The sequence below is a fragment of the Streptomyces sp. NPDC059743 genome (genome assembly GCF_042732975.1).
Classification (GTDB): domain Bacteria; phylum Actinomycetota; class Actinomycetes; order Streptomycetales; family Streptomycetaceae; genus Streptomyces.
Map to the genome: position 1 here is coordinate 77629 of NZ_JBHWGS010000010.1, position 20717 is coordinate 98345.

Annotated in this window: 22 protein-coding genes; 6 read left to right on the plus strand and 16 right to left on the minus strand. The window is 67.7% G+C overall.

Annotated elements, in window-relative coordinates:
• Window positions 1-29 precede the first annotated feature (29 nt).
• Genes ACFV6H_RS18970 through ACFV6H_RS18980 form a run of 3 tightly spaced genes read right to left on the minus strand, consistent with a single transcriptional unit; the run spans window position 30 to window position 1757 of the window.
• Complete coding sequence (locus ACFV6H_RS18970; RefSeq protein ID WP_385543253.1) at window positions 30-599, minus strand: flavoprotein; 570 nt, start codon at window positions 597-599, stop codon at window positions 30-32.
• Window positions 596-1252 (minus strand): L,D-transpeptidase, encoded by a 657-nt coding sequence (locus tag ACFV6H_RS18975; protein ID WP_385543256.1) that lies wholly within the window; start codon window positions 1250-1252, stop codon window positions 596-598. The genes ACFV6H_RS18970 and ACFV6H_RS18975 overlap by 4 nt, the downstream gene beginning before the upstream one ends.
• A complete protein-coding gene (locus ACFV6H_RS18980; RefSeq protein WP_385543259.1) occupies window positions 1242-1757 on the minus strand; it encodes a SigE family RNA polymerase sigma factor in 516 nt (171 codons plus the stop codon). The genes ACFV6H_RS18975 and ACFV6H_RS18980 overlap by 11 nt, the downstream gene beginning before the upstream one ends.
• A gap of 112 nt (window positions 1758-1869) precedes the next feature.
• On the opposite strand from ACFV6H_RS18980, the gene ACFV6H_RS18985 reads away from it, so the two are divergent.
• Together ACFV6H_RS18985 and ACFV6H_RS18990 are read left to right on the plus strand one after the other, a co-directional pair.
• Window positions 1870-2844 carry a L,D-transpeptidase gene (locus tag ACFV6H_RS18985; protein ID WP_385543262.1) on the plus strand — a complete coding sequence of 325 codons (975 nt, stop codon included), beginning with the start codon at window positions 1870-1872 and terminating at the stop codon, window positions 2842-2844.
• Between the two features lie 67 nt (window positions 2845-2911).
• Complete coding sequence (locus tag ACFV6H_RS18990) at window positions 2912-3160, plus strand: hypothetical protein (protein WP_384983817.1); 249 nt, start codon at window positions 2912-2914, stop codon at window positions 3158-3160.
• A 122-nt stretch (window positions 3161-3282) separates the two neighbouring features.
• On the opposite strand, the gene ACFV6H_RS18995 is transcribed toward ACFV6H_RS18990, so the two are convergent.
• The 3 genes from ACFV6H_RS18995 to ACFV6H_RS19005 all read right to left on the minus strand — a co-directional run bounded on the left by ACFV6H_RS18995 (window position 3283) and on the right by ACFV6H_RS19005 (window position 4940).
• Window positions 3283-3642 carry an ArsR/SmtB family transcription factor gene (locus ACFV6H_RS18995; RefSeq protein ID WP_384788952.1) on the minus strand — a complete coding sequence of 120 codons (360 nt, stop codon included), beginning with the start codon at window positions 3640-3642 and terminating at the stop codon, window positions 3283-3285.
• Between the two features lie 186 nt (window positions 3643-3828).
• Window positions 3829-4101: a twin-arginine translocase TatA/TatE family subunit gene (locus ACFV6H_RS19000; protein WP_385543266.1), complete on the minus strand. Its 273-nt coding sequence runs from the start codon at window positions 4099-4101 to the stop codon at window positions 3829-3831.
• Between the two features lie 176 nt (window positions 4102-4277).
• Entirely contained in the window at window positions 4278-4940 is a 663-nt protein-coding gene (locus ACFV6H_RS19005; RefSeq protein WP_385543269.1) for a hemerythrin domain-containing protein, read from the minus strand.
• Between the two features lie 148 nt (window positions 4941-5088).
• Here ACFV6H_RS19005 and ACFV6H_RS19010 point away from each other — a divergent pair, with 148 nt between their 5' ends.
• The 3 genes from ACFV6H_RS19010 to ACFV6H_RS19020 all read left to right on the plus strand — a co-directional run bounded on the left by ACFV6H_RS19010 (window position 5089) and on the right by ACFV6H_RS19020 (window position 8366).
• Complete coding sequence (locus ACFV6H_RS19010; RefSeq protein WP_385543272.1) at window positions 5089-5289, plus strand: hypothetical protein; 201 nt, start codon at window positions 5089-5091, stop codon at window positions 5287-5289.
• Window positions 5290-5561: 272 nt separating this feature from the next.
• A complete protein-coding gene (locus ACFV6H_RS19015) occupies window positions 5562-7397 on the plus strand; it encodes a prolyl oligopeptidase family serine peptidase (protein ID WP_385543275.1) in 1836 nt (611 codons plus the stop codon).
• 216 nt (window positions 7398-7613) lie between these two features.
• Window positions 7614-8366, plus strand: a complete 753-nt coding sequence (locus tag ACFV6H_RS19020) for an SURF1 family protein (RefSeq protein ID WP_385543278.1) — start codon at window positions 7614-7616, stop codon at window positions 8364-8366.
• Between the two features lie 119 nt (window positions 8367-8485).
• On the opposite strand, the gene ACFV6H_RS19025 is transcribed toward ACFV6H_RS19020, so the two are convergent.
• Together ACFV6H_RS19025 and ACFV6H_RS19030 are read right to left on the minus strand one after the other, a co-directional pair.
• On the minus strand, window positions 8486-9862 hold the full coding sequence (locus ACFV6H_RS19025; RefSeq protein WP_385543281.1) for a hypothetical protein: 1377 nt from the start codon (window positions 9860-9862) through the stop codon (window positions 8486-8488).
• Window positions 9859-10521: a SigE family RNA polymerase sigma factor gene (locus tag ACFV6H_RS19030; RefSeq protein WP_382854382.1), complete on the minus strand. Its 663-nt coding sequence runs from the start codon at window positions 10519-10521 to the stop codon at window positions 9859-9861. The genes ACFV6H_RS19025 and ACFV6H_RS19030 overlap by 4 nt, the downstream gene beginning before the upstream one ends.
• A 126-nt stretch (window positions 10522-10647) precedes the next feature.
• On the opposite strand from ACFV6H_RS19030, the gene ACFV6H_RS19035 reads away from it, so the two are divergent.
• Window positions 10648-10833: a hypothetical protein gene (locus ACFV6H_RS19035; protein ID WP_385543284.1), complete on the plus strand. Its 186-nt coding sequence runs from the start codon at window positions 10648-10650 to the stop codon at window positions 10831-10833.
• 90 nt (window positions 10834-10923) lie between these two features.
• On the opposite strand, the gene ACFV6H_RS19040 is transcribed toward ACFV6H_RS19035, so the two are convergent.
• The 8 genes from ACFV6H_RS19040 to recR all read right to left on the minus strand — a co-directional run bounded on the left by ACFV6H_RS19040 (window position 10924) and on the right by recR (window position 20575).
• Complete coding sequence (locus ACFV6H_RS19040) at window positions 10924-11982, minus strand: aspartate-semialdehyde dehydrogenase (RefSeq protein WP_305129275.1); 1059 nt, start codon at window positions 11980-11982, stop codon at window positions 10924-10926.
• 181 nt (window positions 11983-12163) lie between these two features.
• Window positions 12164-13435, minus strand: a complete 1272-nt coding sequence (locus ACFV6H_RS19045) for an aspartate kinase (protein WP_385543289.1) — start codon at window positions 13433-13435, stop codon at window positions 12164-12166.
• Window positions 13436-13680: 245 nt separating this feature from the next.
• A complete protein-coding gene (locus tag ACFV6H_RS19050; RefSeq protein ID WP_385543292.1) occupies window positions 13681-14955 on the minus strand; it encodes a type II toxin-antitoxin system HipA family toxin in 1275 nt (424 codons plus the stop codon).
• Complete coding sequence (locus ACFV6H_RS19055) at window positions 14942-16657, minus strand: DUF262 domain-containing protein (RefSeq protein ID WP_385543295.1); 1716 nt, start codon at window positions 16655-16657, stop codon at window positions 14942-14944. Before ACFV6H_RS19055 ends, ACFV6H_RS19050 begins: the two co-directional genes overlap by 14 nt.
• 202 nt (window positions 16658-16859) lie before the next feature.
• Window positions 16860-18059, minus strand: a complete 1200-nt coding sequence (locus ACFV6H_RS19060) for a hypothetical protein (RefSeq protein ID WP_385543298.1) — start codon at window positions 18057-18059, stop codon at window positions 16860-16862.
• Window positions 18060-18388: 329 nt separating this feature from the next.
• On the minus strand, window positions 18389-19204 hold the full coding sequence (locus tag ACFV6H_RS19065) for a hypothetical protein (RefSeq protein ID WP_385543301.1): 816 nt from the start codon (window positions 19202-19204) through the stop codon (window positions 18389-18391).
• 119 nt (window positions 19205-19323) lie between these two features.
• Window positions 19324-19983 carry a DUF5063 domain-containing protein gene (locus tag ACFV6H_RS19070; protein ID WP_093591409.1) on the minus strand — a complete coding sequence of 220 codons (660 nt, stop codon included), beginning with the start codon at window positions 19981-19983 and terminating at the stop codon, window positions 19324-19326.
• Complete coding sequence (gene recR / locus ACFV6H_RS19075; RefSeq protein WP_093591406.1) at window positions 19976-20575, minus strand: recombination mediator RecR; 600 nt, start codon at window positions 20573-20575, stop codon at window positions 19976-19978. The genes ACFV6H_RS19070 and recR overlap by 8 nt, the downstream gene beginning before the upstream one ends.
• Window positions 20576-20717: the final 142 nt, after the last annotated feature.

Below are 20717 nucleotides of genomic sequence, written 5' to 3' on the forward strand. Positions count from 1 at the left end.
ACGGGCGTCAGCGATTCGTCGGCGATTCGTCAGCGGTCGTCCAGCTTCGGAGCGAGCAGGTCCAGGGCTTCCTCCCAGTCGAAGTGGGCCCCGGCCTCGGCCGAGTCGGGCTGGTGAGGCGTGTGCGTTCCGATCAGGACGTCCATCTCGCGCAGCCGGTCGAGGCTCTGCCGGTACGCGGGATGGGCGGCCTGGGCCGCGTTCAGATACGGGAGTACGGCGGTGGGGACGCCCAGACCGTACGCCTCGCACAAGATGCCCAAGGCCAGCGTGTCGGAGATACCCGCCGCCCACTTGTTGATCGTGTTGAACGTGGCCGGCGCCACCGCTATCGCGTCCGGAGGCGGCAGTGGACGCGGGTCTCCCGGGCTGCGCCAGGCGGAACGGATCGGATAGCCCGTCCGCGCGGTGATCGCCTCGGCGTCGATGAAGGCCAGCGCTCGCGGAGTGGCGATCACTCCCACGTCCCACTGCCGCTCCTGCGCTGCGGTGATCAGCGTGGTGACATCGCCCGCGATGCCCGCCGCGCAGACCACGACATAGAGAAAAGGTTTCCCGCGCGGATCGTGCGGATCGCGCGGATCGCGCTGCTCAGTCATGAAGAGCTTTCCGTTGGAGTGGCGGTGCCTTCTACGACGAGAACCTCGCCCGGCCGGAGCTGTTCATAGAGCCACTCGGCGTCGACGGAGCGCAGTCCGATCCAGCCGTGGGTGGCGTCGAGGCGGCCGGGTGCGCTCTCGTTGTACGTCATGGCGACGACGTAGTTCGTGCGGTTGTCCGGTGTGCGCAGCTCGATGACCCACGGGAGCGTGACCTCGTACTCGCCGCCCATGTCCTTGCCGGTGCCCATGCCGTCGGCGGGCATCCGCTTGGTGCGGTACTTGGCGACGACGGTCATCCGGCCCTGAGGCGTGAATCCTTCGGCTGTGCCCGAGGAGATGGGCAGCTCACGGTCGGCAACGGTCAGCAGCCGACGCGCGAGATCGGCCGTGCCCGCCGAGGACGCCGTATCCGCCGGCGAGGCCGTATCCGCCGGGATGGCGCGCTCCTCGGTGGTTTGGTCACCGACGTCGGCGGTCAGGGCGAAGACGAGAACTCCGACCGCCGCAGCGGCGCCACCCGCCAGCACCGCTCCTCGGCGGCGCGCACGGCGGCGTACGGCACGGCGCCGGATCTCCGCGCCCGGGATCGACGGAGGTGTCTCGTGTTCCTGGGCCAGTTCCCGCAGCGTGGTGGTGAGTTCATCGGACACGGCCGTCCTCCTTCTCACCCTGCTCATCGGCGTCGCCCACAGACAGATGCCGGGCGAGCGCTGCCCGGCCGCGCGCCAGACGGGCCTTGACGGTTCCGACCGGCGCGCCGGTTTCGGAGGCTACCTGCTCCACGCTCAGGTCGCACAGATGGTGCAGTACGACCGCCGTGCGCTGGGCCTCCGGCAACTGCCGCAGCGCCGCGGCCAGTGCGGTGCGCTCGGGATCCGGGCCCGGTGTGTGTTCGGGCGCGGGATCACGCCGTACCAGCTCCAGCCAGCGGCGCGCCCGGCGCCAGCGGCTCACCGCGAGCCGCATGGCCACCGTACGGATCCAGGCCTCGGGCGCCTCGTCGGCGAGGAAGCTCTGCCGCCGGTCCCAGGCCCGTACGAACGCCTCCTGAACCACGTCCTGCGCCTCGCCGTGATCCCCGGTCAGGGCGTACAACTGGCCGGTCAGCCGAGGGAACGCGGACGCGTAGAAGGCGTCGAACTCGTCCTCGGTCATGCCCCCGCCCCGCCGCTCTCCCCGGCACCGAACTTCTCGGTTTCGTGTGCAACCCGGTCGGCCCCGTCGTGCGTACAGGTCGCGTACATCGAAACACAACAGGGGGAATTCCATGACCTCGGGAGTCAGGACCAGTCGTCTCGCCCGCGCCTTGAGCGCGGCGGCCGTATGCGCGCTCGCACTCGCAGGCTGCTCGGCACAAGCAGACGCGGGTACGAGTACGGGTACGAGCACGGGCGCCGACGGGAAGCGGCCTGGCGCCGCGGACCAGGCGCACCGGGCCAGCCCCAAGGCGGAACCGACAGCCTCGACGGCCTCAACAGCCCCGGAACCGGCCGCGTTCAAGGGCATACGGATCAATATCGCCGACCGGCAGACCGTCGGAGTCGGCATGCCCATATCGGTCACCTTCGACCGCCCGGTCCCGGCCGCCGAACGGGCCGCCGTGGAACGGCTGCTGACGGTCGAGACCACGACGGGCGTCACCGGATCCTGGAGTTGGATCAAGGACCGCAATCTGCTCGACGGACAGCGTGTCGACTACCGGCCGCGCGACTTCTGGAAGCCGGGCACGGAAGTGACCGTACGGGCCGGCTCAGGCCTCACACGGCACTTCACCGTCGGCCGCTCGCTCGTCGCCACCGTCGACGTACGCACCCACACCATGACCGTCGAGAAGGACGGCACCACCCGGCGCGTCCCCGTCACCGCGGGCGCGCCCGGGATGGACACCTGGAACGGCACCATGGTCGTCTCCGACAAACAGCGCCGGGTGCTGATGGACTCCCGTACGGTCGGCTACGGCGACGCGTACAAGGGCTACTACGCCTACGCCGTCCACCTCACCACGTCCGGCACCTATCTCCACGAGAACCCGAAGGCGGACACCTACGCGGGCCGGCAGAACGTCACCCACGGCTGTGTCGGACTCGCGACGGACGGCACCGCCCGGCGCTTCTACGAGGAGGTCATCCCGGGTGACGTCGTGCGTGTCACCGGATCCACGGAGACCGTGGCGGCGGGCAACGGATACGGGGACTGGAATCTCGGTTGGGACGAGTGGCGGGCGGGGAGCGCACTACGCTGACTTCGGTGACCGTGACACCTGTAAAGGCCGTATAGGTCAAAAGTTGCGCACGCTTTAAAGTGTCCGCATGGGCATGCGCATGGGCGATCACGATCACAGCGGAACGGATTGGGAGACCGCGGTCCTCGACGGAGGCCCCGCGGACGGGGTACGGATGCGGGTCGCCGACCGGCCCGCCGTGGTGCAGGTGACATATCCCTGCAAGGTGGACGGGCCGGCGGGCGGAGCGCAGGTGGAGGCGCTGTACGTGTACCGGCGCGATCCGCGCGTACAGGAGCAGCCACTGCGGTACGGGTTCGACCAGGCGAGCCCCTGACACAGCGGAAGGGCCGGAGCCGGTTCGGCGGGCAGCACCAGGGAAGGGCTGCACGCCGAACCAGGTCGGTCCGCGGTACGACGTACACCCAGGCGGCCACACAGCCACGCGACCACGCGCGATCAGGCGTGACGGACCGGCGCGTGGCGCACAGGAGCGCGCGCCGCCCGGTCGGTGAGCTGTCCGACCATCAGCCGGACCACGGTGACGACATCGGGATCGTCGACGAAGTAGACCTGTCTGCGACCTTCGCGCCGCGACCGTACGAGCCCGGCCAGCTTCAGCTTGGTCAGATGCTGGCTCACGGCGGGAAGCGCGCCGCCCACCCGCTCCGCGAGCCCGGTGACATCGCTCTCGCCCTGGGCCAGCACCCATACGATATGCAGCCGCGCCGACGACGCCAGCAGCCCGAACGCGGCAGCCGCTTCCGCGAGCACCTCTGCGGACGGGTCTCCGGAGCCACCGACTTCTGCCGTCACGATCGCTCTCCCGTCCCGCGCGGACCCGACGGCTCAGTCTAGGCGTCGGGTCCGGGGACGGGCCCGGAGCGTTGGGGCGCACCGGGAGCGGAGCGCGTACGGCGAAGTAAGGCTCGTCCGGCCCAGGACCCAGGCCCCAGCGGGTCAGGGCCTCGCCGACCAGGACCTCACGGCCCAAGGCCACGCGAGTCAGGACTGCGCAGGCGGATCGTTCCGCTCCACGATCGTGCCGGTCACGACGCGACGCCCGGACGCGGCGGACTCCGACGCCTGGCTCTGCCCGCTCGGACTCTGCCCGCTCTGGCCCTGCCCGCCCTCGTCCTCCTTCTTCAGCGCCTTCGTCTCGCTCTTGAGTATCCGCGCGGCCTTGCCCGCCGAACGGGCCAGCTCAGGCAGCTTCTTGGCGCCGAGCAGAACGACGATGACGATGAGGATCAGGGCCACTTCGCTCAAGCCGAACATCAGATCTGCTCTCTCCCGGGATCGGACGGGACCGGTCATAGGTATCTACAGCGCTGTAGAACTATCTCCTACCGTACGACCGTCCAACAAGACCACTTTCCGGCCCGGACGCCAGACCACCGTCACGCCACCGCCGCGCCGCCACACCACCGATCACGCTACGCGGGCGCCGTGAACTACGTGGGAACTCCCAGTGCCCTCTTCGACGAGCGGTACCGCGTGATCAGCACCGGACGCATCCAGCGCATGGGCGCGGGGAAATTGCTCACCAGAGGCGCGTAGCCCGGGACCTCCTCCGGGTCCTCCATCAGGCCGAACACCAGATGCGGCCCAGTGTGCGGGGCTCCGCTGACGATCGCCGACCGCAGCCTGCCGACTTCGCCGTCCGGCAGCTCCGGCATCAACTCCTTGATGAGGGCTTCCTCTTCATCGAAATGCCTGTTCAGAACGGATTGGACCCGCTGCGTCGAGGGCAGCCCGGACAGCGCGGCCTGGCCCACGACCACCAGGGCCGCGTCCCGTTCGCCCGTGACCTGCTGGGCTGCGATCGCGTCGACCGTCCTGGTGAGTTCGTGCAGCTCGGCATCGAGCGCTTCGAGCGCGAAGCCCAGCCCGCCGATCCTGACGGCATCGCCGGGAACGAGCTCACGCAGCACCGGCCAGAGCAGCACATCCTCGCTCGCGTGGTGGCGGCGGACGGACTCGATCAGCCAGCGAGCGGTGTTGACCAGCACCTTGACGTCGACGGGCTCACCGCCGGCGAGGCGCCCGAATGATTCGGATACGAGGGCGGTGCCCCGACGCAGAATCGTGTGCACGGCGAGCAACTCTTCATACATGCATGAACGTTCGGCGCAGAGCTTGGGTGGAGCAGCCATCGTGTATTCCTGCCTGTCCCAAAAATTGGGGTAATATTTTGGGGTAAAAGAGAGAGTATTGAGAGCATCGTTCCCGCAGTGAATACCCACCAGATATAAGTTATGTGTCATGGCCGCCGAGACCGCCGCGACATCAGCGATGCGGCCCGGCGGCCCTTTACTGGAGCGCCGCTATGCGCGGGCGCAGGCCGCCGTCGCGGGCATCGCCCGCCAGGCCGGGCGGCGAGGAAACCGTGCGATTGATACGGAATTCAGAGAATGGACCTTCCGCAATCGCCCTGCCGGCACACCGCACGCGTCTCGGCAATGAGGAGCACCGCGAATCCATCGCCATCCTCTGCAGCGCCCTGCCGGTGCATGAAAACGCGGCAGAACTCCGGGAGGAAAGCACCTCTCTTTACTTCTCTGCCCTCCGGGAGATCGCCTCACACCTCGGCAACCTCGGTGCTCTCGGACCGAGGCTGACCGGCCGCCGTCGCCACGAGGATCCTGATCGGCGTACGGGAGTTATCCACAGGCTGGTTATCCACAGGCTGAGGGGGAGGCCGACGGGATGTCAGGGTTCCGGCGCAGAATGGGGGCATGAATCAGATGGCCGGTTCGATGCCGGAGTGGGAGAAGCGCTTCCGGGCGCCGCGGGTTTCGCTGCCGGACTGGGCGGAGGACGCGCCGGAGCGAGCGCTGTTCGTGTCCAATGCGACGGGGACGTATGAGCTGTACGCATGGGATCGCGCGACCGGCGCCCAGCGGCAGGTGACGGACCGGCCGAACGGGACGACGGACGGGGTGCTCTCGCTGGACGGCGAGTGGATCTGGTGGTTCTCGGACACGGACGGGGACGAGTTCGGGGTGTGGATGCGCCAGCCGTTCACGCCCGGGGAGAGCGGGGCCGGGACCTCCGGGCTCTCCGGGACCTCCGGGCCCTCCGGTCTCGATGAGCCGGCGGCGCCGGGGCTCGCTCCTTCCTATCCGGCCGGGCTCGCGCTCGGACGGGACGGCACGGCGGTCGTCGGGCGGTCGACCGACGAGGACGGCACGACGCTGCATGTCGTACGGCCCGGGGAGGCGCCCGTCGAGATCTACCGGCACCGGGAGTCGGCCGGAGTCGGGGATCTGTCGTACGACGGCACGCTGCTCGCGATCGAGCACACCGAGCACGGGGACGCGATGCACTCGGCACTCCGGGTGCTGCGGCTGGACGGCTCGGTGGTGGCGGAGCTGGACGACACCGAGGGCGGCACGCGTGAGCTGGGCCTGGAGGTGCTGGGCTTCGCGCCGGTGGCCGGGGACAGCCGACTGCTTGTCGGGCATCAGCGGCGAGGTCGCTGGGAGCCGGTCGTCTGGGATCCGCTGACCGGCGAGGAGACCGATCTCGCCGTCGAGCTGCCCGGGGACATCAGCGCCGAGTGGTATCCGGACGGATCGGAGCTGCTGATCGTGCACAGCTTCGAGGGCCGCAGCGAGCTGTGGCGCTATGACTTCGCCAAAAGTGCGCTGATCGAGGTGGAGACTCCGGCAGGGACGGTGTCGGGAGCGACGGCCCGGCCGGACCGCAGCGTGGAGTATCTCTGGTCGTCCGCGGCCGAGCCGCCGCGGGTACGGTCCACGGCGGGCGGCGTCGTGCTCGATCCGCCCGGGATGACGGCGCCCGCCTCGGTGCCGGTGGAGGACGCCTGGGTCGAGGGCCCGGGCGGCAGGATCCACGCGCTGGTGCAGCGGCCGGCGGGTGAGGCTCCGTTCCCGACGGTCTTCGAGATCCACGGCGGTCCGACCTGGCACGACAGCGACGCGTTCGCGGCGGGACCCGCCGCCTGGGTCGACCACGGCTTCGCGGTCGTCCGGGTCAACTACCGCGGATCCACGGGCTATGGGCGCGAGTGGACGGACGCGCTCAAGCACCGCGTCGGGCTGATCGAGCTGGAGGACATCGCGGCGGTCCGGCAGTGGGCGGTGGACTCCGGTCTGGCCGATCCGGCGAAGCTGGTCCTGGCGGGCGGCTCATGGGGCGGCTATCTGACTCTGCTCGGGCTCGGCACCCAGCCGGACGCCTGGGCCGTGGGGCTGGCGGCGGTGCCGGTCGCCGACTATGTGACGGCGTACCACGACGAGATGGAGGCGCTCAAGGCGATGGACCGCACCCTGCTGGGCGGTACGCCGGAGGAGGTGCCGGAGCGTTTCGAGGCGTCGTCGCCGCTGACCTATGTCGACGCGGTCCGGGCTCCGGTCTATATCTCGGCGGGAGTGAACGACCCGCGCTGTCCGATCCGCCAGGTGGAGAACTATGTGGACCGCCTGGCCGCCCGAGGCGCGGTCCATGAGGTGTACCGCTATGACGCGGGCCATGGGTCGCTGGTCGTGGAGGAACGGATCAAGCAGGTCAGGCTGGAGCTGGACTTCGCGACGAGACATCTGAAGTAGACGAGACATCTGAAGCAGAGGAGGAAGACGCAGGGGCTGGGCCCAGGAGCGGGCCCGGCGCCGGAGGCCTGGCTCCGGGCCCGGGCCCGGGCCTCGGCGAGGACCGGAGATCGCGAGGTCGCGAGGCACGGGAGTGGAGGGCCGGGAGCCGGGCCGGGCGGAAGTGGATGGCGACCCGGGAAGTGGGCGGGAAGGAGCGTTCCGTACGGTGGAGGCGTGTACCGATTCCTGGTGACTCCGCGCTGGTGGGGAATCAATGCCTTCGTTCTGCTGGCGATCCCCTTCTGCATCTTCATGGGGACCTGGCAGCTCGGCCGCTTCGAGGACCGCGTCAGCACCCACCAGGCCGCACAGGAGCGGCCGGATCCCGGGGAGCGGGCCGCGGTGGCGGTGCAGACGCTGCTGCCCGTCGATCAGGAGACGTCCGGTCGTCATGCCACGGCGACAGGGCGGTACGGAGATCAGTTCCTGGTTCCGGACCGGGTGCTGGACGGCAGGAACGGCTCGTACGTACTGACCATGCTGCGTACGGACGGCGGCAAGGCGCTGCCCGTGGTGCGAGGGTGGCTGGCCGAGGGCAGGAAGGCGCCCGCGCCGCCGGCCGGCGAGGTCAGTGTGACCGGCGCGCTCCAGGCCTCCGAGTCCGTCGGATCCGACGGCGTGCGGGCGGGCGGGGGTCTGCCTCAGGGACAGCTCGCCATGATCAGTGCGGCGTCGCTGGTCAATGTCGTGCCGTACGAGGTGTACGACGCGTGGATCACGGTGACCCAGGCATCGGACGGGCTGCTGCCGGTGCCCGCCGCCGCACCGCAGAACTCAGGGCTGGACCTCAAGGCGTTCCAGAACCTCGGCTACACCGGTGAGTGGTTTGTCTTCGCCGGCTTTGTGATCTTCATGTGGTTCCGGCTGTTCCGGCGCGACGCGGAGGCGGTCAAGGACCGGGCGCTGGGACTGGAGACCGCCGCGTAGGCCACCGCCGCGTAGGCCCTGTCCGGTCGACGGGCGGCGGCGGGAGAGCGGATGCTGGTCGTGCCGCCAGCTCCCGCTTCGCTTCAGCCGCCCGCCCGGCCACCGCGACCGCCAGACTGCTACGGCGCGTTGAGGACGCCCGTTCGGTAGATCGTGCCCGCGCAGGCGTTGGGGATCGTCGCCTCGGCGACCGGTGCGCCCGGTTCCGGAGTGTGGACGACAGAGACCGTGCCGTCCATCGTGCCGCCCTCGGTGAGGAGCTGAGGCTCCGCGTTCGTTCCCGTACCCGCTCCGGCGTCGGTGCCCGTACCGGTTCCTCCGCCCGTGCCCGCGCCCGCCGAGCTGTCGCCCGACGGTGTGGGATCCGGGGAGGCGCCGGTGGTCGGACAGCTCTCCGCCGGTACCCAGGCGAACTTCACCTCGTACGCGCTGTTCGGCGCCAGCGTCACCGCCGCCGCTTCCAGGGACGGATCGGGCAGGCCGGTGGCGGCGTCGCCCGCCGTGTGCGCCACCACGGTGATCTTGGCCTTGTCGGCCGCGCCCGCGGTCTGGAAATCGACCTTGCCGCGGCCGGTGACCGAGCAGTCGGTGCCCGAGACATTGGCGACGCGGAAGGTGCCGTACACCTTGCCGCCGGAGTCGGGCGCGCCGGCTTCGGCGACGGTGACTCCGAGCTGGCCCGGCGCACAGGTGGGCAGGGACGAGGACTGGGTGCCGCTGCCCGGATTGGCCGTACCGGCGGTGCCGCCCTCGGCCGTACCGCCCGAGGCGGTGTCCTCCGGCTTGGCCACCTTGTCCGGGTCGTCCGCGTCGGGAGACACCTGGTCGGCGGGATGGTGCGGATCCTTGCCCGCGCCGCCGCCGGAGTCCTTGCTCGTGCCCGTTCCGCCCTGGGCCTGCTCGCCGTGGCCGGCGTTGACGGAGTGGTCGTCCGCCGTGCCGCCGGAGTTGGCGACATGCACGAACGCGGGGACCGCCGTACCGAACAGCAGTGCCGCGGCGGCCATACCGACGACGGCCTGGCGCTTTCTGGCCCGCCTGGTCGGTACCGCCTTGCGGAGATGGTCGAGGGCTCCCTCGGACGGCCGCAGATCGTCCACGGCGCCATGCAGCAGACGGCGCAGCGCCAGCTCGTCCATGTCGAGGCCGTCGAGGCTTCCGCCCACGTCCCCGCCCACGTCCCCGCTCATGTCGCCGCCCAGGTCGGCGTTCAGATGACCGGCGTCTGCGCCGGCGTCACCGCCCGGCTCATGGCCGCCCGTATTGCCCTTGTCGCCAGCGCCGCCGTCACCACCGGCACCACTGGCGCCGGCGCCGCCGTCTCGGCCACTGCCACTGCCACTTCCACTGCTGCTGCCGGCACCCGTATGACCGAGGCCGCTCAGCTCGTTATCCGGCCCGTTGTTCACAATTCCGTTCCCAGTCAGGTCGTTCAACGGCGCGTCCGGCCCGGTCGCCCTGTCGGGCCCGTCCTGCCGGTCCTTCCGCGCACTCATGCCGTGGCCTCCATGGCGACGCGCAGCGCCTTGATGCCGCGCGAGCCGTACGCCTTCACCGAGCCCAGTGATATCCCAAGAGTCTCGGCGACCTGCGCCTCGGTCATGTCCGCGAAGTACCGGAGAACCAGCACCTCGCGCTGCCGCCGCTGCAATCCGCGCATCGCCTTGATCAGCGCGTCCCGCTCCAGCTGGTCGTACGCGCCCTCCTCCGCGCTCGCCATGTCCGGCATCGGCTTGGAGAGCAGCTTCAGACCGAGGATGCGCCGGCGCAGGGCGGACCGGGAGAGGTTCACCACGGTCTGCCGCAGATACGCGAGCGTCTTCTCCGGCTCCCGTACACGGTTGCGCGCGCTGTGCACCCGGATGAAGGCCTCCTGGACGACATCCTCGCAGGAGGCCGTGTCGTCCAGCAGCAGAGCGGCGAGACCGAGCAGCGACCGGTAGTGGGCGCGATAGGTCTCGGTGAGGTGATCGACGGTGGTACCCGCTGCCATCGCGCCGTCAGCGCCCTCGCGCTGGGACGGCAGACGTGCGGGACGCGCGGCGGGCATGGGCGCGATCACCGGCATACCGCCGGGTGTACGGGGCCGCCGGAGCGGACGCACCGCCGCGCCGCGTACCGGGACGATCGCTGTGATGTCGAGAACCTCTGCCACGCCTGTTGGACACGCTTCCCCCCGTCAGGGTTGTACGCGCACGTCACCCCATTTGACGCTGCACCAATTGCCGTCATGCGTACCCGATCTCCCCCTATGCCCCAATTCTCGCGACACCGCGAAGGGGTGACCGCAGAGACGCTTCCCGGCCGGTCGGCGGTTGCGGTGTTCTCGCAGGAAAGACAGACGGGCATCGTCGAACAAGACAACGTCCCAGTTCAAGCCGTTGTGACCATGAACCTGACCAAAGGACGTTCACAGATCCTACAAAGTTTTAGGGTTCAACGGCTTCTGATTTTCGTCGACTTTTGAGCCACAGTTGAGGTTTCTCGCGGTTACGGCAAAGAACCGTGACCAGGGTCACTGCTACTGCTACGGCTACGGCTGCTACGGCTACGGCTGCTACGGCTTCGACAGCTCCAGGGCGATGGCCTCGGCGATCTGAGCCGTGTTCAGGGCCGCGCCCTTACGGAGATTGTCGCCGCAGACGAAAAGCTCCAGCGCCCTGGGGTCGTCCAGCGACCGCCGTACGCGCCCCACCCAGGTCGGATCCGTCCCCACCACATCCGCGGGCGTCGGGAAGTCGCCCGCGCCCGGGTTGTCGAACAGCACCACGCCCGGCGAGGTCGCCAGGATCTCGTGCGCCCGGCCGACGGTGATCTCCTGCTCGAAGCGCGCGTGCACGGTGAGCGAGTGCGCGGTGATCACCGGGACATGGACACAGGTCGCCGTCACCCGCAGACCGGGCAGGTCGAGGACCTTTCTGGTCTCGTCGCGTATCGCCATCTCGTCCGAGGACCAGCCGCCGTCCTGAGGCGCACCGGACCAGGGCACGACATTGAGCGCCAGCGGAGCGGAGAAGGGACCGGTGGTGTCACCGACCGCGCGGCGCACATCGCCGGGATGCGTGCCCAGTTCCGTACCGGCGACGAGGGAGAGCTGGTCGCGCAGGGCGGTGATGCCGTCCTGGCCGGCGGCACTGACCGCCTGGTACGAGGAGACCACCAGCTCGCGCAGCCCGAACTCGGCGTGCAGGGCGCCCACCGTGACGATCATCGACAGTGTCGTGCAGGCCGGGCTCGCGACGATTCCGCGCGGCCGGGACCGTACCGCGTGCGGATTGAGCTCGGGGACGACCAGCGGTACGTCCGGGTCCATCCGGAAGGCGGCCGAACTGTCCACGACGACCGCGCCCTTGGCGGCGGCGACGGGCGCCCACCGGGCGGACACCTCGTCCGGTACGAGGAACACCGCGACGTCGACGCCGTCGAGCGCCTCTTCGGTGAGGCCGACGATCTCGGTCGGCTCGCCGCGCACGGAGAGCTTGCGGCCCTCGGTGCGCGGCGAGGCGATCAGCCGGATGTCGCCCCAGACGTCGGCGTGCTGGGAGAGGATCTGGAGCATGACGGCGCCGACGGCCCCGGTCGCACCCACGACCGCGAGCGTCGGCCGGCCGTTCACGGCGCGGCGCTCCCGCGTCTGCCCCCGACGTCGCCGTACGACCGGCCTCCATGCGGCCGATCTTCGTACGGCAGGTCTCCGTACGACGGGCCCGTGAGCGACCGGCCGTCGTACGACCGGTCTCCGAACGACGGTCCCGTGAGCGACCGGCCCTCGTACGACCGGTCTCCGCGCGGCCGGTTCATCGGCCGGTGCCTCCGTAGACCACGGCCTCGTCGGAGTCGCTGTCGAGACCGAAGGCGGTGTGCACCGCCCGTACGGCCTCGGTGACATCGTCCGCGCGCGTGACCACGGAGATCCGGATCTCGGAGGTCGAGATCAGCTCGATGTTCACGCCCGCGTCCGACAGCGCCTCGAAGAAGCTCGCGGTGACGCCCGGGTTGGTCTTCATGCCCGCGCCGACGAGGGAGATCTTGGCGATCTGGTCGTCGTAACGCAGCGACTCGAACCCGATCGTCGACTTCGTCTTCTCCAGCGCGTCGATGGCCTTGCGGCCCTCGGTCTTCGGCAGCGTGAAGGAGATGTCGGTCAGTCCCGTCGCCGCGGCGGAGACGTTCTGGACGACCATGTCGATATTGATCTCGTTGTCGGCGATGGCTCGGAAGATCGTCGCGGCCTCGCCGGGCTTGTCGGGGACGCCGACGACCGTGATCTTCGCCTCGGAGGTGTCATGGGCGACACCGGAGATGATGGCCTGCTCCACCGTGCGGTCCCCTTGCGGCTCGTTGCTGACCCATGTGCCCTGAAGCCCCGAGAACGAGGAACGGACATGGATCGGAATGTTGTAACGGCGTGCGTACTCGACGCACCGGTGCAGCAGCACCTTGGAGCCGGAGCTGGCCAGCTCCAGCATGTCCTCGAAGGAGATCCACTCGATCTTCCGGGCCTTCGTCACGACCCGTGGGTCGGCGGTGAAGACACCGTCCACATCGGTGTAGATCTCACACACCTCGGCGTCCAGTGCGGCGGCGAGCGCCACGGCGGTGGTGTCGGAACCGCCGCGTCCCAGCGTGGTGATGTCCTTCTTGTCCTGGGACACTCCCTGGAACCCGGCGACGATGGCGATGTTGCCCTCGTCCAGCGCCGTACGGATCCGGCCCGGCGTGACATCGATGATGCGCGCTTTGTTGTGGACCGAGTCGGTGATGACGCCCGCCTGGCTGCCGGTGAACGACTGGGCCTCGTGGCCCAGGTTTTTGATCGCCATCGCCAGCAGGGCCATGGAGATCCGCTCTCCGGCGGTCAGCAGCATGTCGAACTCACGCCCGGCAGGGATCGGGGACACCTGCTCTGCGAGATCGATCAACTCGTCCGTCGTGTCGCCCATCGCCGAAACCACCACGACCACTTGATGGCCGTTCTTCTTGGCATCGACGATTCGCTTGGCGACCCGCTTGATGCCCTCGGCATCGGCTACGGAGGAGCCTCCGTACTTCTGCACGACAAGGCCCACGTGCGCTCCTCGCTCGGTTCATCACTACTGTCGGCACAGTTTAACGAGCGACCGCACGACGACTCGGACATATCACATCGTGAGATGTCCCGCTCACTCAGTGATCATCGAGCACCGGCCACCGCCCGCTCGGTGAGGATGCATGCCCCGGCTGAACAGCACCACGCAAAAAAGTGGGACGCGTCACACGGCGGTTGACCTCGGCGCGCCGCCCATGGTGGCTCCGAAGTCGCGGAGGGTGAGTCTCACGAAGAGCCCGAGAGAAGAGAACCAAGGTGAACCTCGATCCACTCCGTCACCCCCTTGGCGAGTGAAGGGTTGGCGGCAGCGAGATCCTCACGGCAGCCGGGCCACTCCTCGGCAATGCGATGGACGGTCTCGGCGGCGATTTCAGGCAGGCTGGACGCGGTGGAGCCGAATCGGTGGTCGAGTCGGGACTCCAGCAGCGAGAATGACGCTACACCGATTTTCTCGAACCGTTTGGTACCACAGAACTTGAGCCCCAGATCCTCGGGGCCGTCTCCAAGCTCGCGGTACTGAGCAGTGGAGACCAGATCGTAGGCCGGCGAGAGTGTCGGTACGCGCTTGTCCGGATAAATCAAGGACCAGTTTTTCAGATGGGCATCACCGTTGCCGATGGCGATAAAAAGAGCCAGACGGCGGACACACTCCTGAAGCGCTGCGCCGTCACGGCCTCGGTAGGAAATCGCGGCAACCGTCTCGAAACTTCCCTGGTACTTCTCGTGCGGATATTTCTCACGAACCTGCGCGAAGTCCTCAATGTGCACGGAACTACGCTGCTCATCCTGAATCCGGTCGAATCTGCGAACAGCATAGGCCCATTTTTCGGCGTTGGGCCACATACGGGAGGGGACCTCCGCAAGTTCGTCCCGATGGAGCAGGCGCACTTCGGGTACGTCAATACCGACCTTGCGCGCCAGAGACATCATCGCGAACTCGTTATGCGGAACGTTCGGGAAGCGATAGTCGGGGAATTTGACCAACCAGTCACCGTGCTCACCGGCGGCGGGCACTGTGAGTCTGTCCCCCTTGGCCAGCATAGAGAATTTCAATGCCACACCAGCGAGGGAGAACCGCCAGGGAGAGGAATCGGAAGCACCGCGCCTTTTGCCGCCCTCAGATGAGCCAGCGCCGGTCCCCGGCCAGTCCCAGTTCTCGTCCGGTCCCTCGGCGGGCAGAACCTGCACCGCGCCCGGTAGGTCGTGCCCGACCTGAGCGAGAAGCTCCATCTCACGGTCGGTCGGTACGTCACGGTCTTCCGCGATCCATGTACGCAGCGGCCCCTCGGGCAACAGGTTGGAGAACCATTTGGGAAGCCGTAGTGCCGAGGCGTAGGGTCGGCGGAGCGCTTCCTCGAACCGGAGCCCGAGCACAGGGCGTCGAGGGTCGTCCAGGTAACTCTCATTGAAAAGAAACTGTGTGTAGTCGCCCTTCTGACACAGTGTGCCGATGCGACGGCCGTGAAGAAGGACCGCATAGAAAGTCTCAGGCAATGCCATCAACGGGCCCTTCCAACTCGTCAAGATCATCGTCCAGGTCGAGGGCGCTCAACGCCGGGGTGTCCTCGTATTCCCATTCGGCCATGCGTGCCAGAAACGATTGAAGTTCTTCGACCACGTGCTCCTGCCGCGTGGTAAGAAAAGTGTTTTTGTGCCCCGAAGAAAGGAGATCAACCATGTCAAGAGACATGCAATGTGACGATATTACGTCCTTCCAAGCCCTCTCGCTCAGTTCCATGGGTTGCCGCGAGAGAAGAGTCTGGAGGTCATCCACGGGCTCGTCGGCTCTAGGGACGAAGAAACGGTTCGCTGCCAGGAGCTGCTGTTTGGACGAGAGTCCACTGCGAAAAATTCGGTGCACAGCGAGAGCAGCAGTCGTCTGATCGGCCAGAATATCCCCGAGATCCTGTAGCTCGTACGGCTCACCGGTGAGTGGCGATCGGGGCCGAAGTGCCCACCAGGAGCACAGGACGATCTTTCCTGTCGCTTCGTTGGTGCGAAATCGGTCCGGAGTCGGGACAGCTTGAACAGCGTCGCTCATGGAAGCCATGAGGCGCTTGATCGAACCGTTTTCATCACCGGGTTGAATCTTGATGGTCAGGGCTTTACTCATCTGAGTAAAGCTGCCCTTGAAGACCGCAGGACCGGATACTGAAACTCTCCAGTAAAGGCGGCGAAGAAGCTGAATGTTCCGCTTGTCGGGTTGGGGAAAGTGAGCAAAGAAGCGCGTGAAAACGATCAGTAGTGCGCGATACGAGAGCAGCGTGAGGTGCGGAACTCCAGCTGTCCCCTGAAAGAACTCGATTGCGCGGACAAGAGCGGCCTCACTCTCTCTGAAAGCCGTTTCCTGATCCTCGCCGGGAAACTCTGGCTCGGCACGCCGACCGCTATCGAATTCATTATGGAACTCTCGCGTGATATCGGGTCCCCGACGGGCCAGAATCGAACGCAGGACGGTATCGTCGTCGAGCGTTCCGAAACCGGTGCGCGATGCGACTCGCTGGGCAATTTTGTTGATGGACAGGCGTTCGTCAGTTTTATCGGCCGAGCCCGGGAAGAGCGCCGAGAAGATTTCAGCCCGGCTCAGACGCTTGCCAAAGTTGTTCACCCGGTCGAAAATATCCCTCAAAACAGCCTCGTCATCCTGCTTGACGAGATAGGCAGGGATTTTGTACTGACGGAGCCTCTTGGCCACTCGGCTCGCTTCGGCGAAGTATTCGGATGCACCCTGCCCATTGCCGGCGAACCAACCGAGCAGCATCTCAAGATCGAAGAGCACATGAAGCGGCACAAGGTGTGGCTCCGAGATTTTCGGCGCAGTGATGAACTCACTTTTGGCAAGATTGTAGTAAATATTGAAGGGCGGGTGACGATGCCCCTCCGGGTGAAGTGCGTTCGCGAGGCTCGTAATCCGCTGCTGGCCGTCCACCACCCACAGCGTCCTGTCCGATTCCTCTGCCGCAATTTCCAGTGAGCCAAGAGTAACCAGTTCCGCCGGCGAATGACGGACCCACAGCAGGAGACTTCCAATAGGGTAACCACGGAGAATGCTGTCGAACAGATGGATTACATCTTGAGAACCCCAGCGGAAATCACGCTGAAAATGCGGCACACGAATCTGGCCCGACCAGGCTTCTTCAAGGAGATCGTCAAGCTCGTACGTGGCTCCGCTGGGCTGAGTGTCGAGTCCTGCTTTTGTCATCGTGCATGCCCTCCGATGCGTTGCTCCCAGAATCGCAGACCGTGGCCTCCGCCAGCAAACCAGTTGAAGGTGGCCGATCGTACTTCTCCAAAAAATAGAAGGGCATCGCGGAAACCGAGCCGGGGGATCACCGGACCACCTCCACGATAGGTCGTTGCGTCGATGTGTTGTGGGTTTCAGGTACGGAGGAGCGCGCGTCCGGTCAGCCGCGGAGTGTGGTGGGCAGACCGGCCGCCGCGTGGGCCTCGGCGGCACAGGCACGACCGAGACCGCCGTGGGTCTGCTCCGGGATCGGGCGGGCCTTCAGGCCGGCGGCGGCGCGAGCCTCGGCGGCTCGGCGGGCCACGTCGACCTGGGCGGGGACCGCGCGGAAGGTGTCGGGGATGGCATCGATGACGAGTCCCGCCTCCTCCGCCGCGTCGTACGCCGCCATCTCCTCGCGGCACTCGACGCATACGCCTCTGATCAGGGTCACGACGGTCTCGGGCTGCTCGCAGTTCATGCACTCCATCAGCGCGTGGGTGATGTGGACAGGCGCGGCGGCGCTCATCGGCTCGGGCGGCATCTTGGACTCCAGTCGGGTACGGGCGATCGCGCCGGGGCTGTGCAGGGGATGCGGCAGCCCGGCGGTCAGAGAACGGGTGAGGTGATCCGGGGTCGCACCCCGCGCCAGCCACTCGGCGGCAAGCGCTTCGAGCGCCGCGCACTCGGCGGCGGACAGGGCCATACGGGGTTCGGTGCGGCCGAGGCGGGCAAGCGTGCGGTACGCGACGGAGGCCGCGGGAGCGGTCTGGGTGACGGAGGTGGGAGCAGGGACGGGAGCGGGGGCGGGCGCGGGGGCGGGGGCGGGAGCAGGGACGGGAGCGGGAGCGGGGGCGGGGGCGGGTTGGTTCGGGTCAGGCTGCGGGTCCGGCTCCAGGTCGCGTACCGAATTTCCAACGGGCTCGGAACCCGGCTCCGACTCCACGGTTTCCCTCAACCGCCGCTCCAGCTCGGTGAGGTCGATCCCGCGCACGCTGTCCACGTACGCCTTCCACCAGTCGTCGTCCCTTGACGTACGGGAGAAGTACGTCCGCGTCACCCAGCGGAAACTGTTGTCCTCCAGCGCCAGATGTTCCCTGACCCGACGCAGATGGCCGGCGTCCGAGAGGAAGTTGAGCGCTTTGCCGCACGCCTGCTGGCCGTAGTCGGCGATGTTCGCGGCGAGGGCCTTGTAGCCGATCGCTGTGCCCTCGGGCAGGCGATCGATGTACGCGGCGATCGCCGCTTCCCTCGTGCGCAGATGTGCGAAGTCGGCTTCGCCGCGTGGGCGTTGGCCGGGCGCGGAGCGCTTGCCGTAGCCGGACTTGGCCAGAGGGTGTGCGGGCGCGGGCAGGGCGGCACTAAAGTTGGCGTAAGCCACGATCGAATTCGTCTCGATTCGTAGGTCAGGCCCCGGACTTGGTGTTGGCGCACCGCCGGGGCCGCTTTATGCGGCTGATGCTGCGAACGCTAAACGTTCGCCACGCTATGACGCAACCCGAACACAGATAGTCACACTCACTCGTCAGTGGGGGACTAGGTAGGGAGGGTGGGTTCCCCTCAACCGCCCAATCCTTTGGGAAGGGCCCGAAGCCCGGGGCCCGGAGCCCGAGGCTCAAGCTCCGGGACGACCTGCGGTTTCGCCCGCTCGGCAAGTTCGTGTGGTTCGAGCTGGACCTGACGCCGTCGTAGCCGGGTGGCGGCCGGTGGTCAGCCGATCGGGCGGCGTATCTCTTCGCGCACCTTCAGGGCCGTCCGCGCTGTCGCTTCGAGGTCGATGGTGCCGGGGTCGGGCTCGGTGTCCACGGGGGTGAAGATCGCGACGCCGGCGACCGTGTTCTCGTCGCCCCATGCGCACACAGGGACGACAAAGGTGGCGGACCCCTCCTCGGAGAGCATGACGGTGCACGTCAGGTCGGTGTCGGAGCCGGGCGGAGTGACGTGCTTCCGAGGGCTGAGTTCCCTCAGACCCCCCTTCTGCATCCCGTCCAACGTGCTCGTCACCTCCAGCGCCGGGTTCTTGAACTGGCCGTACATGCCGGCCAGGCTGAGCCCACCGAAGTTGTCGGCAGCGGCGTACATGCCCAGGGACGTCTTCACATTCCGCGAAATCAGTGTGTCGCCGAGATCCTCCTTCTTCACCTCACCGTTCATCTGCTCGGTCACGTCGTCGAGCCGCTTGTACTCGTTGTCCAGCAGCTTCTTCGGGACCGTGAGGCGGTACTCGGCGGCGGGGAACTTGCTCGCGGAGGCCACCGCGTCGCCGGCCTTGTTGCCGACATAGGCGAGGGCCGCGACGAGCGCGATCGAGCCGGTGACAATGCCGAGGATCAGCCCGGTCCGCCTCTTGCGCGGAGGCGGACCCACCGGCGGCTGCCCCCAGGAGCCCTGGCCCGCGTACGACGCGTACGCCTGGGGAGGCTCCTGCCCCTGCGGGTACGGCAGCCCGTGCGGTGGCTGGGCAGACGGGTTCTGCTGGTGCGGAGAGCCGTTGGGGTCCGGGGCCTGCGAAGGCGGCATGGTCATGACCGGACACGCTACAGCGCGACGGCGTCCCGTCCTGACGACGCGGTTTCTCGCAGGCGACGGTCCGGTGACCGTACGGATTATCCGGTGACCGTACGAATATCGGGTGACCGTACGGATTACCTGACGGTGCGCAGGCCCAGGGGGCCGGCGATTTCTTCCGCCATTACTTTGCCCGCCTCTTCCGCGAGGGCGTCCTCGCCGAGGTCCTGGTCCGTGTCGAGGCCGTCGAGGGCTGGGAGAGGCTGGTCGAGGCGGACGTGGGCCACCAGGGACTGGAGGGCGCGCAGGGTCGCGGAGGCGGTGGAGCCCCAGTTGGAGAAGTACGAGAACTGCCACCACCACAGCGCCTCGGCCGTACGGCCCGCGCGGTAGTGGGCCATACCGTGGCGGAGGTCCGTGATCACACCGGCGATGTCGTCGGAGATACGGGCCGCGACGGGCGCCTTGCGCGGCTCGTACGGATCGAAGACCTCGGAGTACACATCGATCGGCTCCAGGATCACCGCGAAGCGCTCGCGCAGCTCGTCGACATCCGGTTCCGGGCCGAGGTCGGGCTCGTAACGCTCGTCGGGAAGGAAGTCCTCGTGCGCGCCCAACCGGCCGCCGGCCAGCATGAGCTGGGAGAACTCCAGCAGCAGGAACGGTACGGCGCTGTCCGGCTCATCGCCCTTCGCCACTTCCGTGACGGCCACGATGAAGCTCTCGATCTGGTCGGCGATCTGGACCGCGAAGTCGTCCGGATCCTGATGGGCGGCGTGCAGCGTTGCGTCAGACATCGAGAAGTCGTCTCCCCTCGAAGGCACGCCCGAGCGTGACCTCGTCGGCATATTCCAGGTCGCCCCCCACGGGCAGACCGCTGGCCAGGCGTGTGACCTTCAGGCCCATCGGCTTGATCATGCGGGCGAGGTACGTGGCCGTGGCCTCGCCCTCCAGATTGGGATCGGTCGCCAGGATCAGTTCGGTGACCGTGCCGTCGGCGAGCCGGGCCAGCAGTTCACGGATCCGCAGATCGTCCGGGCCGACGCCCTCGATGGGACTGATCGCGCCCCCGAGCACGTGGTACGTACCGCGGAACTCGCGGGTGCGCTCGATGGCGACGACGTCCTTCGGTTCCTCCACCGCACAGATCACCGTCGGATCGCGGCGCGCGTCACGGCAGATACCGCAGCGCTCCTCCTGGGCGACATTGCCGCACACGGCGCAGAACCGGACCTTGTCCTTGACCTCAAGGAGGGCATGGGCGAGACGGCGGACATCGGTCGGCTCGGCCTGGAGGACATGGAAGGCGATCCGCTGCGCGCTCTTGGGACCGACGCCGGGCAGCCTGCCCAGTTCGTCGATGAGGTCCTGAACGACGCCTTCGTACAACGGACTGCCTTCCCGTGCTGTTGCTGTTGGCTGCCGGCTTGTCGGCTGTTGCCTTGTCGGCTGCTGGCTTGTCGGCTGCTGGCTTGTCGGCTGCTGGTGCCGTGGCTGTGCTGCGGCTGTGCTCCGGTGCTGCGGGTGCGTA